Source organism: Methanococcus voltae PS (assembly GCF_024807035.1).
In the GTDB taxonomy this organism is placed as follows: domain Archaea; phylum AGJL01; class Methanococci; order Methanococcales; family Methanococcaceae; genus Methanococcus; species Methanococcus voltae.
The window spans coordinates 206,743-225,998 of the sequence record NZ_JANUCQ010000001.1 but is presented as its reverse complement, the minus strand read 5'-3'; the positions used below and the strand labels follow the sequence as shown (position 1 = coordinate 225,998).

Annotated in this window: 17 protein-coding genes; 4 read left to right on the top strand and 13 right to left on the bottom strand. The window is 28.3% G+C overall.

The genetic code is table 11. From position 1 onward, the window contains the following. Nucleotides 1–191: 191 nt before the first annotated feature. From M2325_RS01100 to M2325_RS01085, 4 genes are all read right to left on the bottom strand, one after another. Entirely contained in the window at nt 192–1,301 is a 1,110-nt protein-coding gene (locus M2325_RS01100) for a tryptophan--tRNA ligase (protein ID WP_209590187.1), read from the bottom strand. Nucleotides 1,302–1,578: 277 nt separating this feature from the next. Next, nucleotides 1,579–2,487, bottom strand: a complete 909-nt coding sequence (gene mmp11, locus M2325_RS01095) for a methanogenesis marker protein 11 (protein ID WP_209590186.1) — start codon at nt 2,485–2,487, stop codon at nt 1,579–1,581. Between the two features lie 338 nt (nt 2,488–2,825). Beyond that, nucleotides 2,826–3,371, bottom strand: a complete 546-nt coding sequence (locus tag M2325_RS01090; RefSeq protein WP_209590185.1) for a hypothetical protein — start codon at nt 3,369–3,371, stop codon at nt 2,826–2,828. A 330-nt stretch (nt 3,372–3,701) separates the two neighbouring features. After that, the gene (locus M2325_RS01085) at nt 3,702–5,519 is read right to left on the bottom strand and encodes a DUF5591 domain-containing protein (protein ID WP_259050588.1); all 1,818 of its coding nucleotides are present in this window, start codon (nt 5,517–5,519) and stop codon (nt 3,702–3,704) included. 153 nt (nt 5,520–5,672) lie between these two features. On the opposite strand from M2325_RS01085, the gene M2325_RS01080 reads away from it, so the two are divergent. Next, nucleotides 5,673–6,857: a methanogenesis marker 16 metalloprotein gene (locus M2325_RS01080; protein WP_259050587.1), complete on the top strand. Its 1,185-nt coding sequence runs from the start codon at nt 5,673–5,675 to the stop codon at nt 6,855–6,857. 87 nt (nt 6,858–6,944) lie between these two features. On the opposite strand, the gene M2325_RS01075 is transcribed toward M2325_RS01080, so the two are convergent. Further along, nucleotides 6,945–7,838 (bottom strand): DUF4013 domain-containing protein, encoded by an 894-nt coding sequence (locus M2325_RS01075; protein ID WP_259050586.1) that lies wholly within the window; start codon nt 7,836–7,838, stop codon nt 6,945–6,947. A gap of 205 nt (nt 7,839–8,043) precedes the next feature. Continuing rightward, nucleotides 8,044–8,928 carry a DUF4013 domain-containing protein gene (locus tag M2325_RS01070; RefSeq protein ID WP_209590181.1) on the bottom strand — a complete coding sequence of 295 codons (885 nt, stop codon included), beginning with the start codon at nt 8,926–8,928 and terminating at the stop codon, nt 8,044–8,046. Nucleotides 8,929–9,127: 199 nt separating this feature from the next. On the opposite strand from M2325_RS01070, the gene M2325_RS01065 reads away from it, so the two are divergent. Further along, nucleotides 9,128–10,060 (top strand): ATP-grasp domain-containing protein, encoded by a 933-nt coding sequence (locus M2325_RS01065; RefSeq protein ID WP_310572590.1) that lies wholly within the window; start codon nt 9,128–9,130, stop codon nt 10,058–10,060. Nucleotides 10,061–10,176: 116 nt separating this feature from the next. Here the strand turns inward: M2325_RS01065 and M2325_RS01060 are convergent, their stop codons facing one another. From M2325_RS01060 to M2325_RS01050, 3 genes are all read right to left on the bottom strand, one after another. Next, the gene (locus tag M2325_RS01060; RefSeq protein ID WP_209590180.1) at nt 10,177–10,836 is read right to left on the bottom strand and encodes a potassium channel family protein; all 660 of its coding nucleotides are present in this window, start codon (nt 10,834–10,836) and stop codon (nt 10,177–10,179) included. A gap of 141 nt (nt 10,837–10,977) precedes the next feature. Continuing rightward, nucleotides 10,978–11,607: a DUF483 domain-containing protein gene (locus M2325_RS01055; protein WP_209590179.1), complete on the bottom strand. Its 630-nt coding sequence runs from the start codon at nt 11,605–11,607 to the stop codon at nt 10,978–10,980. Nucleotides 11,608–11,730: 123 nt separating this feature from the next. Then, a complete protein-coding gene (locus M2325_RS01050) occupies nt 11,731–12,210 on the bottom strand; it encodes a phosphatidylglycerophosphatase A (protein ID WP_209590178.1) in 480 nt (159 codons plus the stop codon). 248 nt (nt 12,211–12,458) lie between these two features. On the opposite strand from M2325_RS01050, the gene M2325_RS01045 reads away from it, so the two are divergent. Both M2325_RS01045 and M2325_RS01040 read left to right on the top strand, forming a co-directional pair. Then, nucleotides 12,459–13,043, top strand: coding sequence for a stage II sporulation protein M (locus tag M2325_RS01045; RefSeq protein WP_209590177.1), 585 nt, complete (start codon nt 12,459–12,461; stop codon nt 13,041–13,043). 138 nt (nt 13,044–13,181) lie between these two features. Next, nucleotides 13,182–14,276 (top strand): cobalamin biosynthesis protein, encoded by a 1,095-nt coding sequence (locus M2325_RS01040; RefSeq protein WP_259050585.1) that lies wholly within the window; start codon nt 13,182–13,184, stop codon nt 14,274–14,276. Between the two features lie 18 nt (nt 14,277–14,294). Here M2325_RS01040 and M2325_RS01035 read toward each other — a convergent pair whose 3' ends face one another. The 4 genes from M2325_RS01035 to M2325_RS01020 all read right to left on the bottom strand — a co-directional run bounded on the left by M2325_RS01035 (nt 14,295) and on the right by M2325_RS01020 (nt 19,247). After that, on the bottom strand, nt 14,295–15,089 hold the full coding sequence (locus tag M2325_RS01035; protein ID WP_259050583.1) for a DUF7411 family protein: 795 nt from the start codon (nt 15,087–15,089) through the stop codon (nt 14,295–14,297). 172 nt (nt 15,090–15,261) lie between these two features. Continuing rightward, on the bottom strand, nt 15,262–16,386 hold the full coding sequence (carA, locus tag M2325_RS01030) for a glutamine-hydrolyzing carbamoyl-phosphate synthase small subunit (RefSeq protein ID WP_209590174.1): 1,125 nt from the start codon (nt 16,384–16,386) through the stop codon (nt 15,262–15,264). A 194-nt stretch (nt 16,387–16,580) separates the two neighbouring features. Continuing rightward, a complete protein-coding gene (locus M2325_RS01025; protein ID WP_259050582.1) occupies nt 16,581–17,810 on the bottom strand; it encodes an ABC transporter permease in 1,230 nt (409 codons plus the stop codon). A gap of 159 nt (nt 17,811–17,969) precedes the next feature. Then, a complete protein-coding gene (locus M2325_RS01020; RefSeq protein WP_259050581.1) occupies nt 17,970–19,247 on the bottom strand; it encodes a COG1361 S-layer family protein in 1,278 nt (425 codons plus the stop codon). Nucleotides 19,248–19,256: the final 9 nt, after the last annotated feature.

The following is a 19,256-nucleotide window of genomic DNA, read 5'->3' as shown; positions in this document are numbered from 1 at the left end:
CTACACTAATTTATATAATTTTAAAATTAAAATTATGATTACAAGATTATCAAAATAAAATATCATTGTCAATAAATTTATATTAATAAATATATAAAAAAAGGTATATTTTTATTTTTTTATTTTTTATATTTTTACATATTACATTTTATAGATTACTTTTTTCTTTTTATAATATCTATTAAAAAATATTATTCTAATATTTTTTGAGCGACTTCCATTGCATTATCTCTTTTTTCCTTTAAATCTGTTAAAAACTCAGAAACTTTCTCGTAACACTGTTTTTTACAAGTTCCACAAGTTAATTTTCCAGATTTACAATCTTCGTACAGTTCTTTTAATTCTTTATCATTCATAAAGTGATATGCACAGATTTCGTAAATGACGCATTCCTCAGGCATTCCGCCTTTTTCCTTTTGTTCTTCTAAAGTTTCTCTACCGCCAGTCTTACAAGACATTACTTTCTTTTTAAAGGATTTTGTAGTCTCGTCAGTTAAATAGATAGCTGTTTCAGGCTTTGAAGAGCTCATCTTACCGCCCAGTAAACCAGTCATAAATCTATGGTAGGTTGATGCAGGAGGTATAAACTTAAAGTCTTTGTATCTGTTGGCAATATCTCTTGTAAGCCTTATATGTGGGTCTTGGTCAATTCCTACGGGTACTAACACAGGTACTTTTGATTTGTTACCAGTTATGCCCAATTTCTCATTTTCTACCATTTGTGGGTGAAGAATGTCTGCAACTTGAACTAATGGTGCATATATGTGCCCAATATTTGTTTCATTTTTAAAACCATATATTGACTTCATTTCGGTGAAATTTACTCTTTTTGCCAATCTAAGTGCTAAATCTTTTACGCCCTCATTTTTAGATTGTAAATATACGTTTATTTTTTCAGGATTTAAACCTAATGCAATATAATTTGCAATGTATTCCTCTATTGCAAGTTTTTTTGTTGTTTCAAAGCTTAAATCTCTTGCCCAGTACGCTTCTAAATCTGCGATAGGGATGTAAATTTCAGCACCTAAGTTTTGGTAGTATATTAGCTGGTCTACGACCATTTTATGACCCATGTGCATTTTTCCAGATGGCATCATACCACTAACTACTGCAAACTTCTTTTCTTCGTTTATGGTGTCTGCTATCTTATCAAAATCCCTGTGACCAAAAATGATTCCTCGATTCATAAATTGATGAGGTTCCTCTAATTTAGCCACTGCTTCCTCAATACCCTTTATTCCAAAATTTTCCATTATATTTTTGTAATTTACATCATCCGTAACTTCCCAAGGGGTTATCATAATTTCACCATAATTATTAGTTAAATGTTAGTTAATGTTAGTTAAATACTAAGTAGATACTAAATAAATTCTAAGTTTACCAATATTTAATCGATTTTAAATATAATATTTCTAAACAATTTCTAATAACTTATATTTAAGAATATTGAAATTAAAAAGTAAAAAAAGTGAAATATAAAAAAATAAGATTTTAAGTTAAAAATTGGTTTTAAAAATTGATTATAAAAATGAATATAATTAGTAATATGTAATATGTTAAAATATTTGGCAATATCTATTAATGCTTATAAACAATGTCTTCTGGTAATTTAGCTGCCATATCATGATTTTCGGATAAACCCAAAGCTGCTACAGCGCCAATAATTCCACCATCGCCAGTAACTTCGATTATATCAATATTATTTCTCATTGCTACCATTTTAGCATCTTCAATTGAAACCATTTCTCTTTTTGCATTTAAAGTATATAGTCTCATACTTTTAGATGGTGTTATGCCAAAGTAAATTGCTATTGAGGTTTTATTTGAAAGAGTTTTTTCCTTTAAGATTTTCTTAATTTCTTTTCCGATTTCGTATTTGTATTTTGGATAAACTGCAAATGTTAAAGCAATAGATACGCAATTTTGTGTTTTATTTGGATTTCCAGGGAATAGTTGGGTTATTGTGTGGTCTAAGTAGTAACCCATACCTTTTTGCTGAATTAATTGACCAACTTCATTTGCCAATACCCAGGTTGCTCCCTCTTCCTTTGTATCTGTATCGTCAATACCTACAGTTATTTTTTCCATTTTAGGGGTGATTAAAACTCCTTTTCCTAATTTGGAGCCCCCACCTTTTTCGAGTATTTTTGTAGAGGTTACATTTTCAGCTTCTTTCCTTAAACCTACACCTACACCCGCACCTGCTAATCCAGCATATGTTATTTCTACATCTTCATCTTTTAGGGAGATGCTTTCAATACCTGCTGCAGATAATGAAGGAACCAACTCTAAATCTCCTTTTCCCAATTTAAAAACGTAGTGATGTTTGTTACCATCTCTCCAAGCAGATAGTATATTTGGAGATGTACGGCTATATTGATATATCATCCATTCAGAACCACTTGGACATGGATGTTCTTCCACTAATTCCACTAAATCAAGTTGTTCGTCGACCATTGCAATTATTTTCTTGTATGAAACATTCATAATATCACCGATATAATTAATTTTAAATAATTAAGACCATTGTTTGAACTATTAACGCTATTAATGTTACAATAGGTTTTATCTAATATATTTAATGGTATTCATTAATTTGTCATACTATATTAATTTAATTTTTATAGGATTAATTTTTATATAATATTACTAAACGTATAAATAATATTACTATTCTTTTAAACTAAAACTATAAATTAAAAATAGAATATTTGACCATAAAAATTTTAGAAGCATCATACTTAAAATTTAATATAATTTGATTCTATAGAATAGAAAAATAATTAAATAAGTATAAGTTAATCCTGTGTAAAATTAATTTTTAATTATTCTATATTCTGGGTTAAATAAGAAGTTATTTCTTGTTTTAATAGTTCAAATATGTCTTTAGTAGGATATTCCAATATTTTTAAATCAAGGTCTGTATTACAAAGTGCGTAATTTAAAACATTTAGTTCTAAATCTCTTTCTACCTTATGAAAGTTTTCTTCTAAGCCCCTTAATCTATTGTATAAGTCCCATCTAACTTCATCATTCGTATTTACTTTTAAATCTTTTAATTTATTAATAGTTTCCATTATTTCTGCATAATTATAAAGTTTATGGTCCCTATTTATTTTTCTTAAATATTCTTTTAATTCGTCAACCATTTTTGCATAAATTCTTAATTCTTCGTTAAAAACCTGGATTTGTGACATATTTATTGAACATATGTCCAAATCATTTAAAGTTTCCTCCAATATTTCTATTTCATTGTACAAATTTATATACTTTTTAAAAATAGTCTTCAAATTTTCTGAATTCTCATATTGTGGGTCTTTTAATAAAATAAGCTCAGCTAGTTTCTTTAATTCTGAATTAAATTGAACCATAGTGTCACATTTTTAAATTGAATTATAAATTGATTAAAATTACAAATTTAATTTATTAATTATTATATGTTTATAAATATATTAATTAATACTTGTTTTTTAAAAGTAGGTTAAAATTTCTAATATTTTGGCTCATACATTATAAATTTTACAATTATTGACTTTTAGTTTATGACTTAAAGTATTATAATTATATCGATGGTTAAATTTTATTAATATTCTTATTATTTGTATTACCATTCTTATTAGTTTGCATTTAATTCGGCGTTTAGCTAAAAAATAAAATTATTAGTAAATAAATATTGGTATTAAGAAACAATAATCCATTACTTACTTAAATACGTGTCTTATGTTTAAAAGTATGCCACTTGTTGCTTTTTTCATCTCCGAAGCATTCATTAACGCCCTACCAACGCCAATATACTTATCGTCATAGTAAATTACAACTTCATCATTTACCGAAATAATATTCTGTGCATCTTTAAACCCTGGAGCAAATAAAGAACCTTTTTTAGCTTTGAAATTTAATTCTACCCAGTTTTCTTTACCTAGCAATTCCCCGCCGTTAACAGTTAGTACAAAAAGCCCTTTTCTGTCATTTAGAGTACATATTTGAACTTCCTTACCATTTTGCTTTATAAAGAATTTTTTATGCTTTCCTTTGACTACTACGTCATTTGGTATGAAATTCTTACCAAATTGGAATTTTGCAAGCTCTTGATAGTTATGAATAACTTGTCCCCTTCTTGTAAATCTTAAAGGCTTTTCAACTTCGTTTTTATCATTATCTACATTTTCATTTGTTTTTTCGTCTTCTTTTCTAGCCATTGCACTTAATTTTCTTTCTTCACGATTTTTTATTTCTAAATCTTTTAAAATTGCTTTTAAATTTGAAATTGAATCGTTTGTAGTAGGATTTCCATCTATTGATGAAATTATAAATTCATCCATATCATCCAATACTAAATTTATTTTTTCCATGTCTAATATTTCTAAATAATGTTCTGGCAAGTGTGCAACTATTTTTAATCCTTTTTTATTGGTTTCGTCATTGGAAAATTTATCTTTTGCATTTTTCAAATATTTTAAAAGATTTTCATTTATAAAGTCGATTTCATCTGCACTCCATTCGCCAGTTACTGGAATATCATATTTTACACATAATTCCAAAGCTCTTGGCACTATACCATAAGGCGATGTTAAAATTAACTCATCTACAGGTGTTTTTATAGAATTAATAGCTCCAATAAACTTTTGGTGTGATTTAGACATTGAATAGGGTTTTTTTGAAGAGCAAGGTAATAAAACTATTAAATTACTAAATGGGGTGTAATTAACAGCCCTTTCAATGTATTTCTTTACCTCAGGTATTTTAACTTCATCCATTGTTACAATTAACTTATTTTCCGTGGAAAGAGGTATATTTCTAAGGTCTGGTACATACCTTCTATAATTAGCTCTTAAATAAGGGTCAGAAATTGTAGTTTCTTCGACCAAATTCCTTAATTTTTTATTTTCAATACAATAGAGTGTTTCTTCAATTATTGAATCCATTACTTGCCTATTGTGGATTTTTAAGCCAATACTATCTTTATCTTCATTATTTTTTGTTAACTCCTTTTTGGTAGCTGAAGTAGTGTATTGCCTATTTTTTGATAATTGGTAACCCATTACTGAATAATAATCCACAGCCCCGTAATCAAAGTAATCTACACCCATATAAACGAGTAACGGTACTTGAGAAGGTAAAACATTTGGTACGTATATTCCGGCATTTGGGGAAATCTTTTCCCTTATTTTAGGAATTATGTTTATTAATTCTTTCCTAGATATCATTTGTACGATATCGGTTATAACGTATAATTCTTTATTTGGGTCAATATCTTCCAAACTAGATATGGTCTTCCCAAAATCTATTATTTGTATTTTACTGTTATTTTCAGTATTTATTGATAAAATTGTATTTTTTAAAGGCTCTGGACAATCGAAAGGAACTTTTAAAATAGCACCATTATCGTTACTGCCATTATATCCATTTTTTAAATAATTTTTATCAATTATTTTAGGAGTTACACCTATTTTTTCGCCTTCAATTTCAATTGTTTCTTTGCAAATTCTTCCTATATCATACATTAGTGGCTCTAACATTATTACACCATTATTATATTAATAAAAATACTCATAATTTATACTATCATATAAATTCAATACTATAAATAATAATTTAATAATTATAACTTTGGATAATATACAAATAATAATATAATTTTACGATATTATTACAACAGAAAAGATGATAAAATGGAAAATTGTGAAAAAATTATTGTAACAGTCGAAGAATTAAAAAAAATGGTAAAAAATAATGAAGAGGACAAAATTAACGAAGTAGATGTCGTTACTTGTGGTACTTGCGGTATAATGTCCGGTACAATGGCAATAATGCACATTCCTATGGGTCAAAAATTTAGAAAAGCGGAGAAATTCACATTGAACGGTATTAACTGTAATGTTGGCCCTTGCCCTAACGAATATTTAGGTAGCGTGGATATTACCGTGAATGGAACAACCCATACTGAAGATTATGGTGGCGGATTTTTATTTAAAGATTTAATAGCTGGAAAAGAAGTAGTGGCTAAAGCTTACTGCGATAATGTAGTTTATGAAAAAACATTGACATTGTCAGATATACCTACTGCGGAGCTTATAGGTACTAGGATGGCTTTTAAAAACTACGTTGCTTTAACAAACCTAGGTGAACCAGTTAATACAATATTCCACAGAGTTGCTTTGAAAAAAGGAGAAGCTTCATTTTCAGGCTGTGGGGAGTACAATCCTCTTCAGAATATGGAAACAGAATATTCAAACTTATTCGGAAAAAAAATCCTGCTAAATGGTTCTGAGGGTCTTATATTAGGATATGGTACTAGATATTCAGCAGAAAAGCCGAATTTGATGATTAGTGCAGATATGCACAATATGGATGATTACTATATTGGCGGATTCCATACTTCTGCAGGAGCTGAAATTTACGATACGGTTGCAGTACCGATTGAAATGAACGATAAAAATAAAGAATACCTCATGACTATTGACGATGATATAGTACTACCACTTACAAACGTATTAGGTCGTGAACTAATCAAAAAAGCTAGCTATGGCGAAGCCTGGAATAATACTGATTTAAGACCAAAAGTCGACTTGACCAAATGTACTGAAAATAAGCATCGTGATGGAATAATACCACTAAGTAAGTTTTGTGAAGCTGTAGCTTTGTGTCCAACTAAAGCTCTTGAAAATGGCATTCCTTCAAAAGATTGCTTTGGTTGTGGTGTTTGTGCCACAGTATGTCATGAAGGTGTTTATAGCATGAATATGAATACTATTGGAGGTATTCCAATTACTTGTCGTCAATCTGATAGGGTTAGAGCGTTAGCACTTTCAAAAGAGCTTAAAAAAAGAATTGAAAAAGGAGAATTTAAATTATAAAATTATTTGACATTCCATAGTTATTTTATATATTTTATATATTTTAAATATTTTAAATATTTTTGGATAATATACGAGAGTTAAAACTTATTCTTTCAAATCACAATATTCTAATTCTTCATTTGTTTTTTTATAATAAGTTCCATAACACCGGTACATATATATTGAAACTAATGGCAAAGTTATTGAAGCATAAAGTATGCCCACTATACCCAAAACAACTGCCAATGTAACACTTTCTGTTATAATTCCGAAAATTATTGCAAAAACTATCAAGGCATATAAAGGTAACTCGATTATTAAAACCACTATGACTGCTACAATTAACACGGCGAGCCAATTCAAACTCATCATTTTAAATATTTTTTTAACTTCAAAAAATCCTTTGAATTCCTCAGTATACGCGTAGTTGGAAAGAGCTAGAGGCGTATATATTGCCTGGATTATTGAAAGTACAAGTTTGAAGAAAAAGACTATTATTGAAACGAATAACGCAAATATTCCCATATCAGAATATGAGAAGAAAAATACGCTCATATAGTCTATAATTCCAAAACCCATGTTAATGAAGAAAAATACCAGATTTAAAATTACAGTACCTATGAAAAATACGAAGCCCTTATAAAATAATTCTTTCCAATTTTCCCATTCTGGTAATTTCTGTTCTCCATTGATTGTCGTGCTCAATATTTTCATAATATATCCATTTAAAAATATAGACACTATCAAATCGATTATAATTCCTATAAAAAGGAAAATAACAAAACCGACACCTAATGAAAACATCAACATTATGAGAGATTCCGGTGACATTTGACCCATATCAAATGCAGATTGGGAAAATGGGGTCACTATGGCCACCAACATTATTAAAAACATTGCAAGTGGTATAAATTCTAGTATTGCGAATATTAAAAGTGCTTTAATATTACTTAAGGCATATTTCAAAGGATTTATAATATAATCGTCTCCAAATCCCAATTTCTCTCCTCCATAAAAATTAAAATTAAAATTAAAATTAATTATTAGTTTATTAAATTACGAATTAATAATAACCCAAATAATACAATATTATATTATATTTTATATATAGTTTTGACTATTTAAAAATTACAGTGATTAAAAATAATAAAGATAATAAAAATAATATTAAAATTAAAAAAAAAGAAATAAAATATTTAACTATTTAATCCATATCTTTTGTAGATTCATCCATATCTGTGTGTCCTACTTTATTAAAGACCATTCTACCTATAGGATTACCTATTACCGACTTATAGTAAGTAGCATAACATCTGTACCCATAGAAGGAAACTATCGAAGATGTAAATGCTGCCATTATTGCTGCTAACATACCTACAATAGCACTCATTTCATAGCTACCACCGATTAAGGATATTACAAAGCCTGCAACTAATGCAAATGTAGGTATCATCATTATGATAGATACAATAACTACTACAATGAGTACTGCAAGCCACTTTAAACTCATCATTTCAGTTATTTCTTTAACTCTAAAGAAAGCCGCAAACTGCTCTGTATAAGCATAGTTCGAAGCTGCTAATGGCGTATAAAGCATTTGGAATATGGATACAATAATAGATATAAGCCCTGCAATTGCAGGTATTCTTAAATAATCAAATGGAAATCCAAGTATTGCACTTATTATCGAGAATGCTACAGCCACTAAAAAACTACCAATTACAAATATAAGACCTTTAGTTAATAAATCGCCCCATTCTTCCCATTCTGGTAGCTGTTGTTCCCCTTCCACGGTAGTTTTTACCAATTTTACAATATAACCATTTGTAGCTAGGGAAATCAATATAGATACGACCAACCATATTAGAAATCCAATTCCTGCAGTTGTTAACAACATTATTATTGTTTCCGGCGTCATATTGTCCAAACTAGAACCATATTGGGAAATAAGTGATATTCCAGTTGTTAACACTACTACTAACAATAAAGCCAGGGGTATAAATCCTAATACCGTATATATTAAAAGTGCTTTAATATTACTTATCGTATACTTCAAAGGATTTATAACATAATCATCTCCAAATCCCATAATATACCTCCGCTTAACTTAAGCATTTTATTATTATACTAACCTCAAATAATATGATTAAATTCACCCCCAAATTCGCATATATCTATTTTTTAGTTAGTATTCTGCCACTCTGTATATAATCTATTTACAATAATATATTTGATACTCATAATATATATACAAATATTAAGTAAATTAAAATAGTAAAAAATAAGTTATTAAAAATGTCAAATATGGTGATATTATTAAAATCGGAATATTATGTGGTAAAAAAACCCGTGAAAATTTAAGGATATTTGAAGAATTTAAGTATTACTTTGAAAATAAAGAAAATAAAGAAAATAAAGGAAATATTAATTCTATAGAATTTATAGATACAAACCAATTTATCAATTTTAGAAATGAAGAAGAGATATTAAAATATGATATAATTATATCGAGAGTTGAAAGAGATTTTTTAACTCGGGGATTGTATGTTTTAAAATATATTGAAAGTATCAACGAAAAGAATTTAAAAAAAGGATTAAAGACTGTAAAAATTATTAATAATTCTAAAGCTGTTGAAACTTGCCAAAATAAATATTTAACTTACGTAAAGTTAAATGAATTTATGCCAAAATCTTATTTGACATATTCAAAAGAATTTAAGGATATTGAAGAATTAGTAGAAAAAAATATTGAATATCCCATAGTTGTAAAGCCTGTTTACGGCGGTTATGGAAATAATGTACTTATGGCGAGAGATTCAAAAGAATTAAACAATATATGTGATTTAATTAATTCTTCGAATAAAGAGATATTTTTACAAGAATATGTCCCATATAAGCACGATTTAAGGGTTTTTGTCCTTGGAAAGGAAGTTATCGGTTGTATGGAAAGAATACCTCATGAAAATTGGAAAGCGAACTATTCACTTGGTGCTACAATCAAAGAATTTGAAATTAGTGAAGATATTAAAAAATGCGTATTAAATGCCACTAGGAAATTAGAAGCAGAATTAGTGGGGGTTGACGTTTTAGTAACGGAAAAAGACTTTAAAATTCTAGAAATGAATATTACACCCCAATTTAGTGGAATGATACATTTTGTAGATGTTCCGAAAAAAATAATAGAATATTGTCTAAATTTATCAAAAAAGGATAATAAATAATTGGAAAGTAAAAATATAAAGTACAATAGATTAAAATATAATACAATACAACATTAATATAGGATAAAAAATAAAAAATAAAAAATATTAATTATTTACTTTTTTTAATTATTAACTTACAATTCTCCGCTTGAAAACGTTTTTCTAACGGTATCCAAAGACTCTGACTTGGCTAGCAATAATATTCTATCATATGGCTTTAATTCAGTGTTTCCATCAGGTATTTTTAATTCACTGCCTTCATAAATTGCAATTATAACGTAATCCTTTGCACCTAATTCTTTAATTTGTTTATCTGAAACTTCGGAATTAGGCGGTATGATTAATTCCAAAATTTCTGCGTCCCCCCTACCAATTATTGCTAAATCTACTACACCAGGTCTGTCAATTAGCTTTTCCAAGTATTTTGCAGCTACTAATTCAGGACTTATAATTACATCAATTCCTAAACTCTCGAAAACTTCCTTATAACTTGGTTCGCTAACTCTTGCAATTGTTTTTGCCACACCATGTTTTTTTGCAATCAAACCACTTATTAAATTTAACTCCTGATTACCTGTTACTGCAATAAACACGTCTGCTTCCTCAATTCCTGCATTTTCTAAAGTTTTAACTTTGGTACAATCCCCATTCAATACTAAAGCGTCCAACTCTCCAGCAACTTCGTCACAAACTTCTTTTCTACTATCAATGACTACTAAATCATAATTTTTCTCTGATAATGATTTAGCAAGCGTACTTCCAACTCTACCCATGCCTGCTACAATAATATACATAAATATCACCAAAATATAAATTTAAATAGAAATATTCGTTAATTTGTAATTCATAATCCTTAATTCATTGAATTGACTACCAATTATTGATTAAAATTATTTTATTATACCTTTAAAATATCTTAAGTAATATATTTATAGCTATAATTTACCATCCAATATTATTTTTTCAAAATATTCTTCATAAGCCCCGTGTAAATGAGGTAATTCACAATAAAGTAATTTTTCTAACTCTTCTAACTGTTTAAACTCTCCTTGGTCAACTGTACCTATTAATCTATTTTTCCAAGCTTCTTTACACATGATATTACAAGGTATAAATCCTGACGGTAAAACTATAGCGTATACATCGTTTATATTTGGAATATATTTTTTAAAAAATTTATAATCTTCAGAATCTATAACTTTATCATCTTCAGTTTTTAGCAATTTTATTAAATTATCTACATCTTTTAAATGTTCTGAATCAATACCAAACCTGCATTGTTCGGAAAATGAATTTACACAACATTTTGGGTAATTTAACAATTTTCCCAATTCTATATCGTCTAAACGTCGGTATATACCCAATTCTGAAGAAACAAAAGGGTCTATCGCCGGCCTAACTACTGGATTATATTTATCAACGATGTAAATCTGTTTTCTTAGCCTTCCAATTACTTCTTCCAATAAAAATGGATCCATTCTTGTAATATGGCTTTTTAAAATGGGAAATTCGTCCTCAAGGCTTTCAATATTTGTTATTTTTTCATATAAATATTTTATATCCACAATATCCCTTTTTTAACTATTTTAAAAGATTAATTCCTAATTTTAATAAGACATTAATTTAATAATTTTTAATTTATTTAATAAGTTATAATGTTACTACATTTTAATCTATCCATTATTAGATTAATTTATGTTTTCAAATAATTTAGACATACAACCTGCCACCAATCCAGCTACGGCATCGTCCAAATACATATATCCTTCTTTATCCAATTTACCAATTATACCTGGTTTTTTAGCATCATACCACTTAAAATTAAAGGTTCCTTTAGTACCTGCTATTTCATTTGCAATACTCATTCCAATTACTTCATCAGAATATATATACGTAGGGTCGCTCTCATAATCAAAAGGCATATTTCCGGCCTTTCCCTCTTCATCCATCAATATTGCACAAATTAATAATGTGTAGACGTTAGGATTTTGTACAGATATGTGTAAAATTTTATAAAATTCATTCTTTATTTTTTCTTGTTCATCGTCTGCACAAATACACATTTTCATCCCTGAATCCAATAATAATTCTGAGTTTACTGCGTATTTGGCCAATTTTTTCATTATATATTGATTGTCTATTAAATTCGTAATATTTTTATTATCCATTTGAAAACCTAATTACTAATTTTTTATATGTTCTATTTTATCGTTTATAATTTATCGCATATACTTTTGTAAATTAATAAGTAATAAGCTAAAAGTTATAATTTTATTAAATATAAAGATAATATATACTATTTGGAATATAATTATTATTGTAATTTTATAAGTAGTTATTTAACAATGTTAGCTTTAATTTTATAAGATTTAAATAAATAATTTATGGTTTGGCAATCAAAATATAAGGGGATAGGATGAGCAAAAAGGTTTATGCGGTATTGGAAACATTTTACGCATTTAAAAGGCAAAAATACATCATATATGCAACGACAGCGATATTTTTAATTTCTTTTATTTTGTCATATTATATGATACGATATAACATAATGGGCTTTGAAGACTTTGGAAATACGATATTTCAGAGTTTAGCACCCCAATTTGAACAGTTTAGGAATATGGGATTCATAGATTTAACCATTGCAATAATTATAAACAATCTATTTGTGATATTTTTAAACCTGGTACTAACAATATTTTCATTGATTATATTAGTATTTAATTCGTTTGTATTAGCTTACGTTGCTTCAATTAGCGATTTACCAACCTTCTTGTTGTTAGTAGTCCCTCATGGAATATTTGAGATACCTGGATTTATACTATCTAGTAGTGCAGGAATTATTGTATTTATAGGTATTTTAAGATGGATAAAAGATTCTAAATTCCACAAAATTTATTTACAGGATGCGTTAAGGATATTTGTTGTTTCGGTAATATTAATAATAGTTGCAGGGATAATTGAAGGCACTGTTACATTTTCAATTGCAAAATCGATTGTATAAGTAACTAAAATACCATATAACTAAATTAATATATTCTTTTTTATTATTTTAAAGATTACTTTAATTAAATTAATAGTAAGTTTAATATATTTTAAAAATATACTAAAAGTAAATTGATTGACTAAAAATGGTAAAAATATGATAAAAATTTTATATATTACGAAAAATGGCAAAGTAATTGGCGAAAAAATAAAAAAAGTATTAGAATTTTACAAATATGACTGTTTACTAGAGTATTCAAAAGAATTTAAGCCCCAAGGGGATGAAAAAGGTTTTATATTTATAATGGCTACTGGAATAACCCTAAGAAAGTATATACTAGGAGAATTAAAGGAATATATAAAAGATAAAACCAAAGACCCTTTTGTTATTGCAGTTGATGAGATGGGAAATAATATAATACCTTTGTTATCAAGTCATTTAGGGCATGGCATGTATTTCTCTAAATTATTGGGCGATGAATTGCAAATTAATGTTTCAAAAACCACTGCTTCAGATGTGAACAATAAAATTGGTATTGATGTACTTTCTGAAAAATATTTTTTAGAAACTCCTTCTAAAAAAGATATACTACAAATAAACAAAGCTGTTTTAGAATATAAACCAAAATTAAGTATTCCTATATCTTGGAAAAATTCAGAAACTGAAAAATTAAACGAAAGTTACGAATTAACGTATCATGATTCAAAAGATGATAAGTTAGGAAATAAAAATGATAGTTGGATATTTGAAGACACCATAGTGTTAAAAGCAAAACCAATTTGTTTTGGTATTGGTGCAAGAAAAGATATTCCTAGTCATAAGGTATATTGGACTATTAAAAAAGCTTGCTACCTTAGAAATATACCCGCGTGGCGTATTAATAGCTTTTCTACAGTTGAAGTGAAAAAAAACGAGAAAGGAATTATCGATACTGCTTCAAAGTTTAAAAAATCATTGAATATATACTCTATCGAAGAATTAAATAATATTTATGATAATTTTGATAAAAAAGGTACTTTGGAACGTTCTGAGTTCGTACACAAAAATATTGGAACTTATGGGGTTTCTGAGCCTTGTGCAATCTTAGATGTACTTGAACATATTGATTATGAAATAGATAATGAAATAGATAATAAAAATAAAAATAATTTATTAGTGGAAAATAAAAAAGATGTTTTAGAATCTATTGATTTAATATTACCTAAATTAAAAAATGATGGCGTAACAGTATCAATTTGTTCTACAATTTAATTTTCTATTAATTTTCTATTAACTTAATATATCTTTTATATTTTTTAAACCTTCTTCTTTTGTTATTACTTGCGCCCTTACTTCCCTCAATATACGCTGAATTGTAAATTTCTGCATATTTTTGTTTTTATTGGCTATTTTTAATAAATTACAGCCATATGATTGCACAATATTTATTTTTTCGTGCTTTAATAATTTTCTACTATCATTTTTTTCCAAAGCTAAAAATGAGGGCATATTTAGCCTAATAATGCCATTTTTTAAATAATGAATAGATAAAGAGCCGGTAGATAACATATCGCCATAAATTACGTAATCATAACCATTATTTAAAGCATAAGTTAATGCTATGTTCTCTATTGCCGTGTGGCACTTGCCACAAGGATGGTATTTCTTTTTAATAGTGTTTTCCTTAATTTCTGATAAATCAACATCTACAAATGTATGAGGGAGCCCTAATTTTTCAGCCAAATTGCTTATTTCTTGTTTTCTTTCATTATTTATAATTATAGGGGAATAAACTGTTATTAAATCAGTTTTAAACAATTTTTTTGCAAGTAATGCCGAAATAGTGCTATCTACACCACCACTAAAAGCTACGAGAGCTTTTGAGTTTGAGATATTAGATGCATTATTTTTGTTTTTATGAGTAGTACTGACAGTATTGATTAGTTTTAAAGAATCTGTCCAAAAATCGGTATGCAATTTATTTAAATTATCAAAATCTATCTTTGAAATAAGCTTTCTATTATCTAATAAACTTAGAGCATCTTTTGAAGATTCTAAAGCTCTTATTCTAAGTTCTAAATCCATAATATCACAAAATATTTTTAAATTAAATAATCTACTGTGTAATCTAAATAATTAGAATATCTGTATAATCTACCATATCATCATATAAAAATACAAGTAAATTTAAAAAAGTTGTTTTAAAAAATAAATAAAAATGAGAGTTATTTAGTTAATTTATTAAGTTAATTAATTGTTAGTTTTTGTATTTTAATGCCATTTCTATCATTTTATCAAATAAAAATCTTGCATCATGTGGGCCAGGTCCTGCTTCTGGGTGGTATTGTACACTCCAAACTGGCATTTTTGTACTATTTTCATTTTCTACAACCAATTTATGGATTCCTTCTACCGTGTCGTCGTTTAAATTAATATTTGCTATTTCATAACCTTCAGGTATGCTTTCATAATCGGTTGCAAAACCGTGGTTTTGTGAGGTCATGTAAACCTTTCCGGTTTCCAAATCTTTAACAGGTTGGTTTCCACCCCTGTGACCAAATTTAAGCTTGTAAGTTTTACCACCCAATGCCAAAGTTAACAATTGGTTACCCATACAAATTCCAGTGACTGGAAGTTTGCCGATTAATTGTTTTATTGTAGCAATTGTTTCAGTTACTAATTCAGGGTCCCCTGGACCATTTGAGATTAAAACAAAGTCTGGTTTTTCATCCAATATCTCTTTTGCAGTTGTATTGTAAGGTACTTGAATAACTTCGCAATTTCTTTCGGTTAAACAGTCTATAATACTTGATTTAACACCACAATCAATTAAAACACATTTTATTGCGTCCTTGTTATTATTGTTAGTGTTATTTTCATTTTTAGGATTGTGAACTATTTTCTTAGTTGTTGAAACTTTTGAAACCAATTCTATTTCTGAAATATCTTGGTATTCACTTATTTTTTTCACAAGATTTGCTATTTCTTCTTCTTTTATTTCATGTTTTGAAGATTTTAAAAGTGATTTTAAAACACCCTTTGACCTTATTTTTTTGGTGATATATCTAGTATCTACGCCATAAATTCCAGGGATTGAATGCTCTTTTAAAAAATCGTCTAATTCATTGCTTGTAAGGTCTTTTATGACAAAACCTTCTGAATGGATTGCTTCAGACTCGTACCATTCTTTTTCTACGCCGTAATTTCCTTCTAATGGGTAGGTCATAGTAACTATCTGTCCTTTGTAGGATGGGTCGGTTAAAACTTCCACATAACCAGTCATACTTGTATTAAAAACTAATTCACCTAAAACTTCGGATTCTGCCCCGAATCCTTTTCCTCGTATAACTGTTCCATCTTCTAATATCAAAACTGCGTACATGTTATATCAACCTAATTTTTATAGAGGTTTTGTTTTTATACTATTTATTTTTATGGATATATCTATAGATTCAAATTAATTTACCCTATAAATTATATGGAGATAAAAATAAAAAATAAAAAATAAAAAGAAATAAAAAAGTAAAATATTTATTTATATTAATTATGTTATTAATTGTTTTATTAATTGTATTACTAATCATGTCTTAGAGCATCTACCGGTTTTAATTTTGAAGCATTATAAGCAGGTATCACTCCAGAAATAAGCCCTGCGAGTATTGATACAGATAATGAAATTATAATACCGTTCATACTGATTACAAACGTATATGGTGTTTGCATTTGCATTGCTATTGCATAAGCTATGACTTGAGTAATTGCAATTCCGATTATTGCCCCCAATATACCACCGATTAAACCGATTAAAGCTGAGTTAAATAAGAATAACATCAATATATCCCTATTTTTAGCACCTATCGATTTCATAATACCTATTTCTTTTGTTTTCTCTAAAACTGAGGTAAACATAGTGTTTGCGATACCTAAAGAACCCACTAGTAATGCAATTCCTGCAATAAATGCAAGGAATAGAGTTATATAGTTTAATATATCTTTTGTACCTTCCAATATATCTTTTGAAGAAAATATGGTAAAATCTTCGGTAGATTCTGTTACGTGCCTTGAAGTCCTAAGAGCTTTTTTAATTGAATTCATTGAATAATTATAATCTACATCGTCAGCTAATTTAATTTCTATGGAATCATAAACGTCTCTTTTTTTAGTCCTAGATAAACCTTCCTTTTCAGGTATTTCATAAGCCATTTTGTATGGAATATAAACTCCTGATGCGAAAAAGCTACTAATTCCTCTATCGTCATCTAAAATACCGATTACTCGGAAAGACTTTCCATTTAAATTTATCATTTGGTTCAAACCAACTTTTCTATCAAATGAATTCTCTGCAACATCTTTTGTAATTAAAATTACATTTCTATCAGATGGTGAAAACATCCTACCTTCTAGCAATTTTTGGTCGGATATTTGAGGCCAAACCCCTGGGTCAACACCTTCTACATAAAAATTAGTCTTTTTAGTACCATACGTAGCTTCTGCAAAAACCGACACTTTCGGATTAACGTATTTCACAACGGGTAGACCTTGTAGCACCATTACATCGGTACGGGTAAGTTCAGGGTCCTTATCATGAATAGAACTTTCGCCATTGTTTTGTGCGTGTATCGATATCGTGCTACCTCCAAAACCAGAAATAGTTTCAGAAACTTTATCTTGGAATAATTCACCCGTGGAAATTATGGTAATAACTGAAGCCACGCCAACTATAATTCCAATTATGGTTAACCAGCTTCTTAATTTACTATTTTTAACCATTTTTATTGACATGTTAAATAGTTTTAATTTATTCACAGTTACACCCTTTGGGTATTTGTTTAAATTAAGCGATTATTTTAAATTTTTAATAAATTAAAGTAAAAATATGCGATATTTTCAAATAAAATACCTAAAATAAATAATTAAGTAATTAAATAATTAAATAAATTAGATAATTTAAGTAAATTAAATAGATTAAATATCTAATTTCTTTTTTGAATTTTTTCTTCTTCTTATGATGTAATAAGCTACGCCACCTACCAATAGTAAGCCAACTATTACATATGGTACAAAGCTATAATCTAAACCGTCTGATTTATCATTAGCTCCTTTTAATCCACTAAATTCTGACGTAGGGTCTGTATTATTTGGTAAATTTACCACTTTTTTAAGAGTCTGTCTAACACCCTTATCATCAGTATACTTTACATTTAGAGTAATATTTTGATTATTACCCTCAGGACTTAAGCTAAAACTTGCGTAAGTATAGTCTCCTTGTAATAAATTACCTATGATTACCGTATCAGGTCCCGATATTGTCCAGCCATCTTGCCTAGGTACACTTACCGATACAGAGTTTGCTTGAATTTTCCCAGTATTTGAAACAGAAAATGAATAAGAATTATCTTGATTTTCTGAATATACTACTTCGAAGTCAGTATTACCAGTTATTATAACTCCCGCTGTTGTAAGAATTGACTGTTTGCTACCATTTTTGTAATCATTAAATGTCATATTGATATTTAACTGATATAAACCAGGGTCTGCGTCAGTACTTGAAGAAACGTCATATTCGATATCTGTAGATTGACCAACGTCTAATTCTTGAATATATCTTGAATTACCGGAACCCACAGGCAATAAAACATTATCTGCAGTATTCCATGAGAATGTTACATCTTTTAAATTAGCAGAACCTACATTCTTAATGGTAAATACCATTTTAGTAGTTTCTCCTGCGTTGAATTCCTTTTTGCTTATTTTAACTTCCGTAGCTTCTTTATTTGCAACGTTAATGTATATTTCTTTCTTTAAACCGGTGTCTTTTTCGCCCACTTTATAAAGCATTATTTCAACAGGATAATCTCCTGCATAAACACCTTTTGCAACTTTCAATTTAAATTTTGAGATGATTGCATCTTTACCATCTTGATAATCTGCAATAACTCCGATTTGTGATTTTAAGGATTCGCCAGGTACGGCTTCAAAAGGATATTTTGGGTTAACTTCTAAAATATAATTTCCATCAGATAAACCGCCAATATTCTCTACACTGACCCTAAATTCGAATACGTCACCCGCAATAGCAGGGTCCGGGTTTTGATTAACCATTTTCATATTTATTAATTGAATTACTTCGGGGTCATTGAACTTTGCCAAATCACTGTATGTATAGTCTGTAGTTTCTGCGTATGCCGGTATTGTGAAAATTAATAGAACCGACAGTAACGTGATAATTCTTTGAATATTCATATCTACACC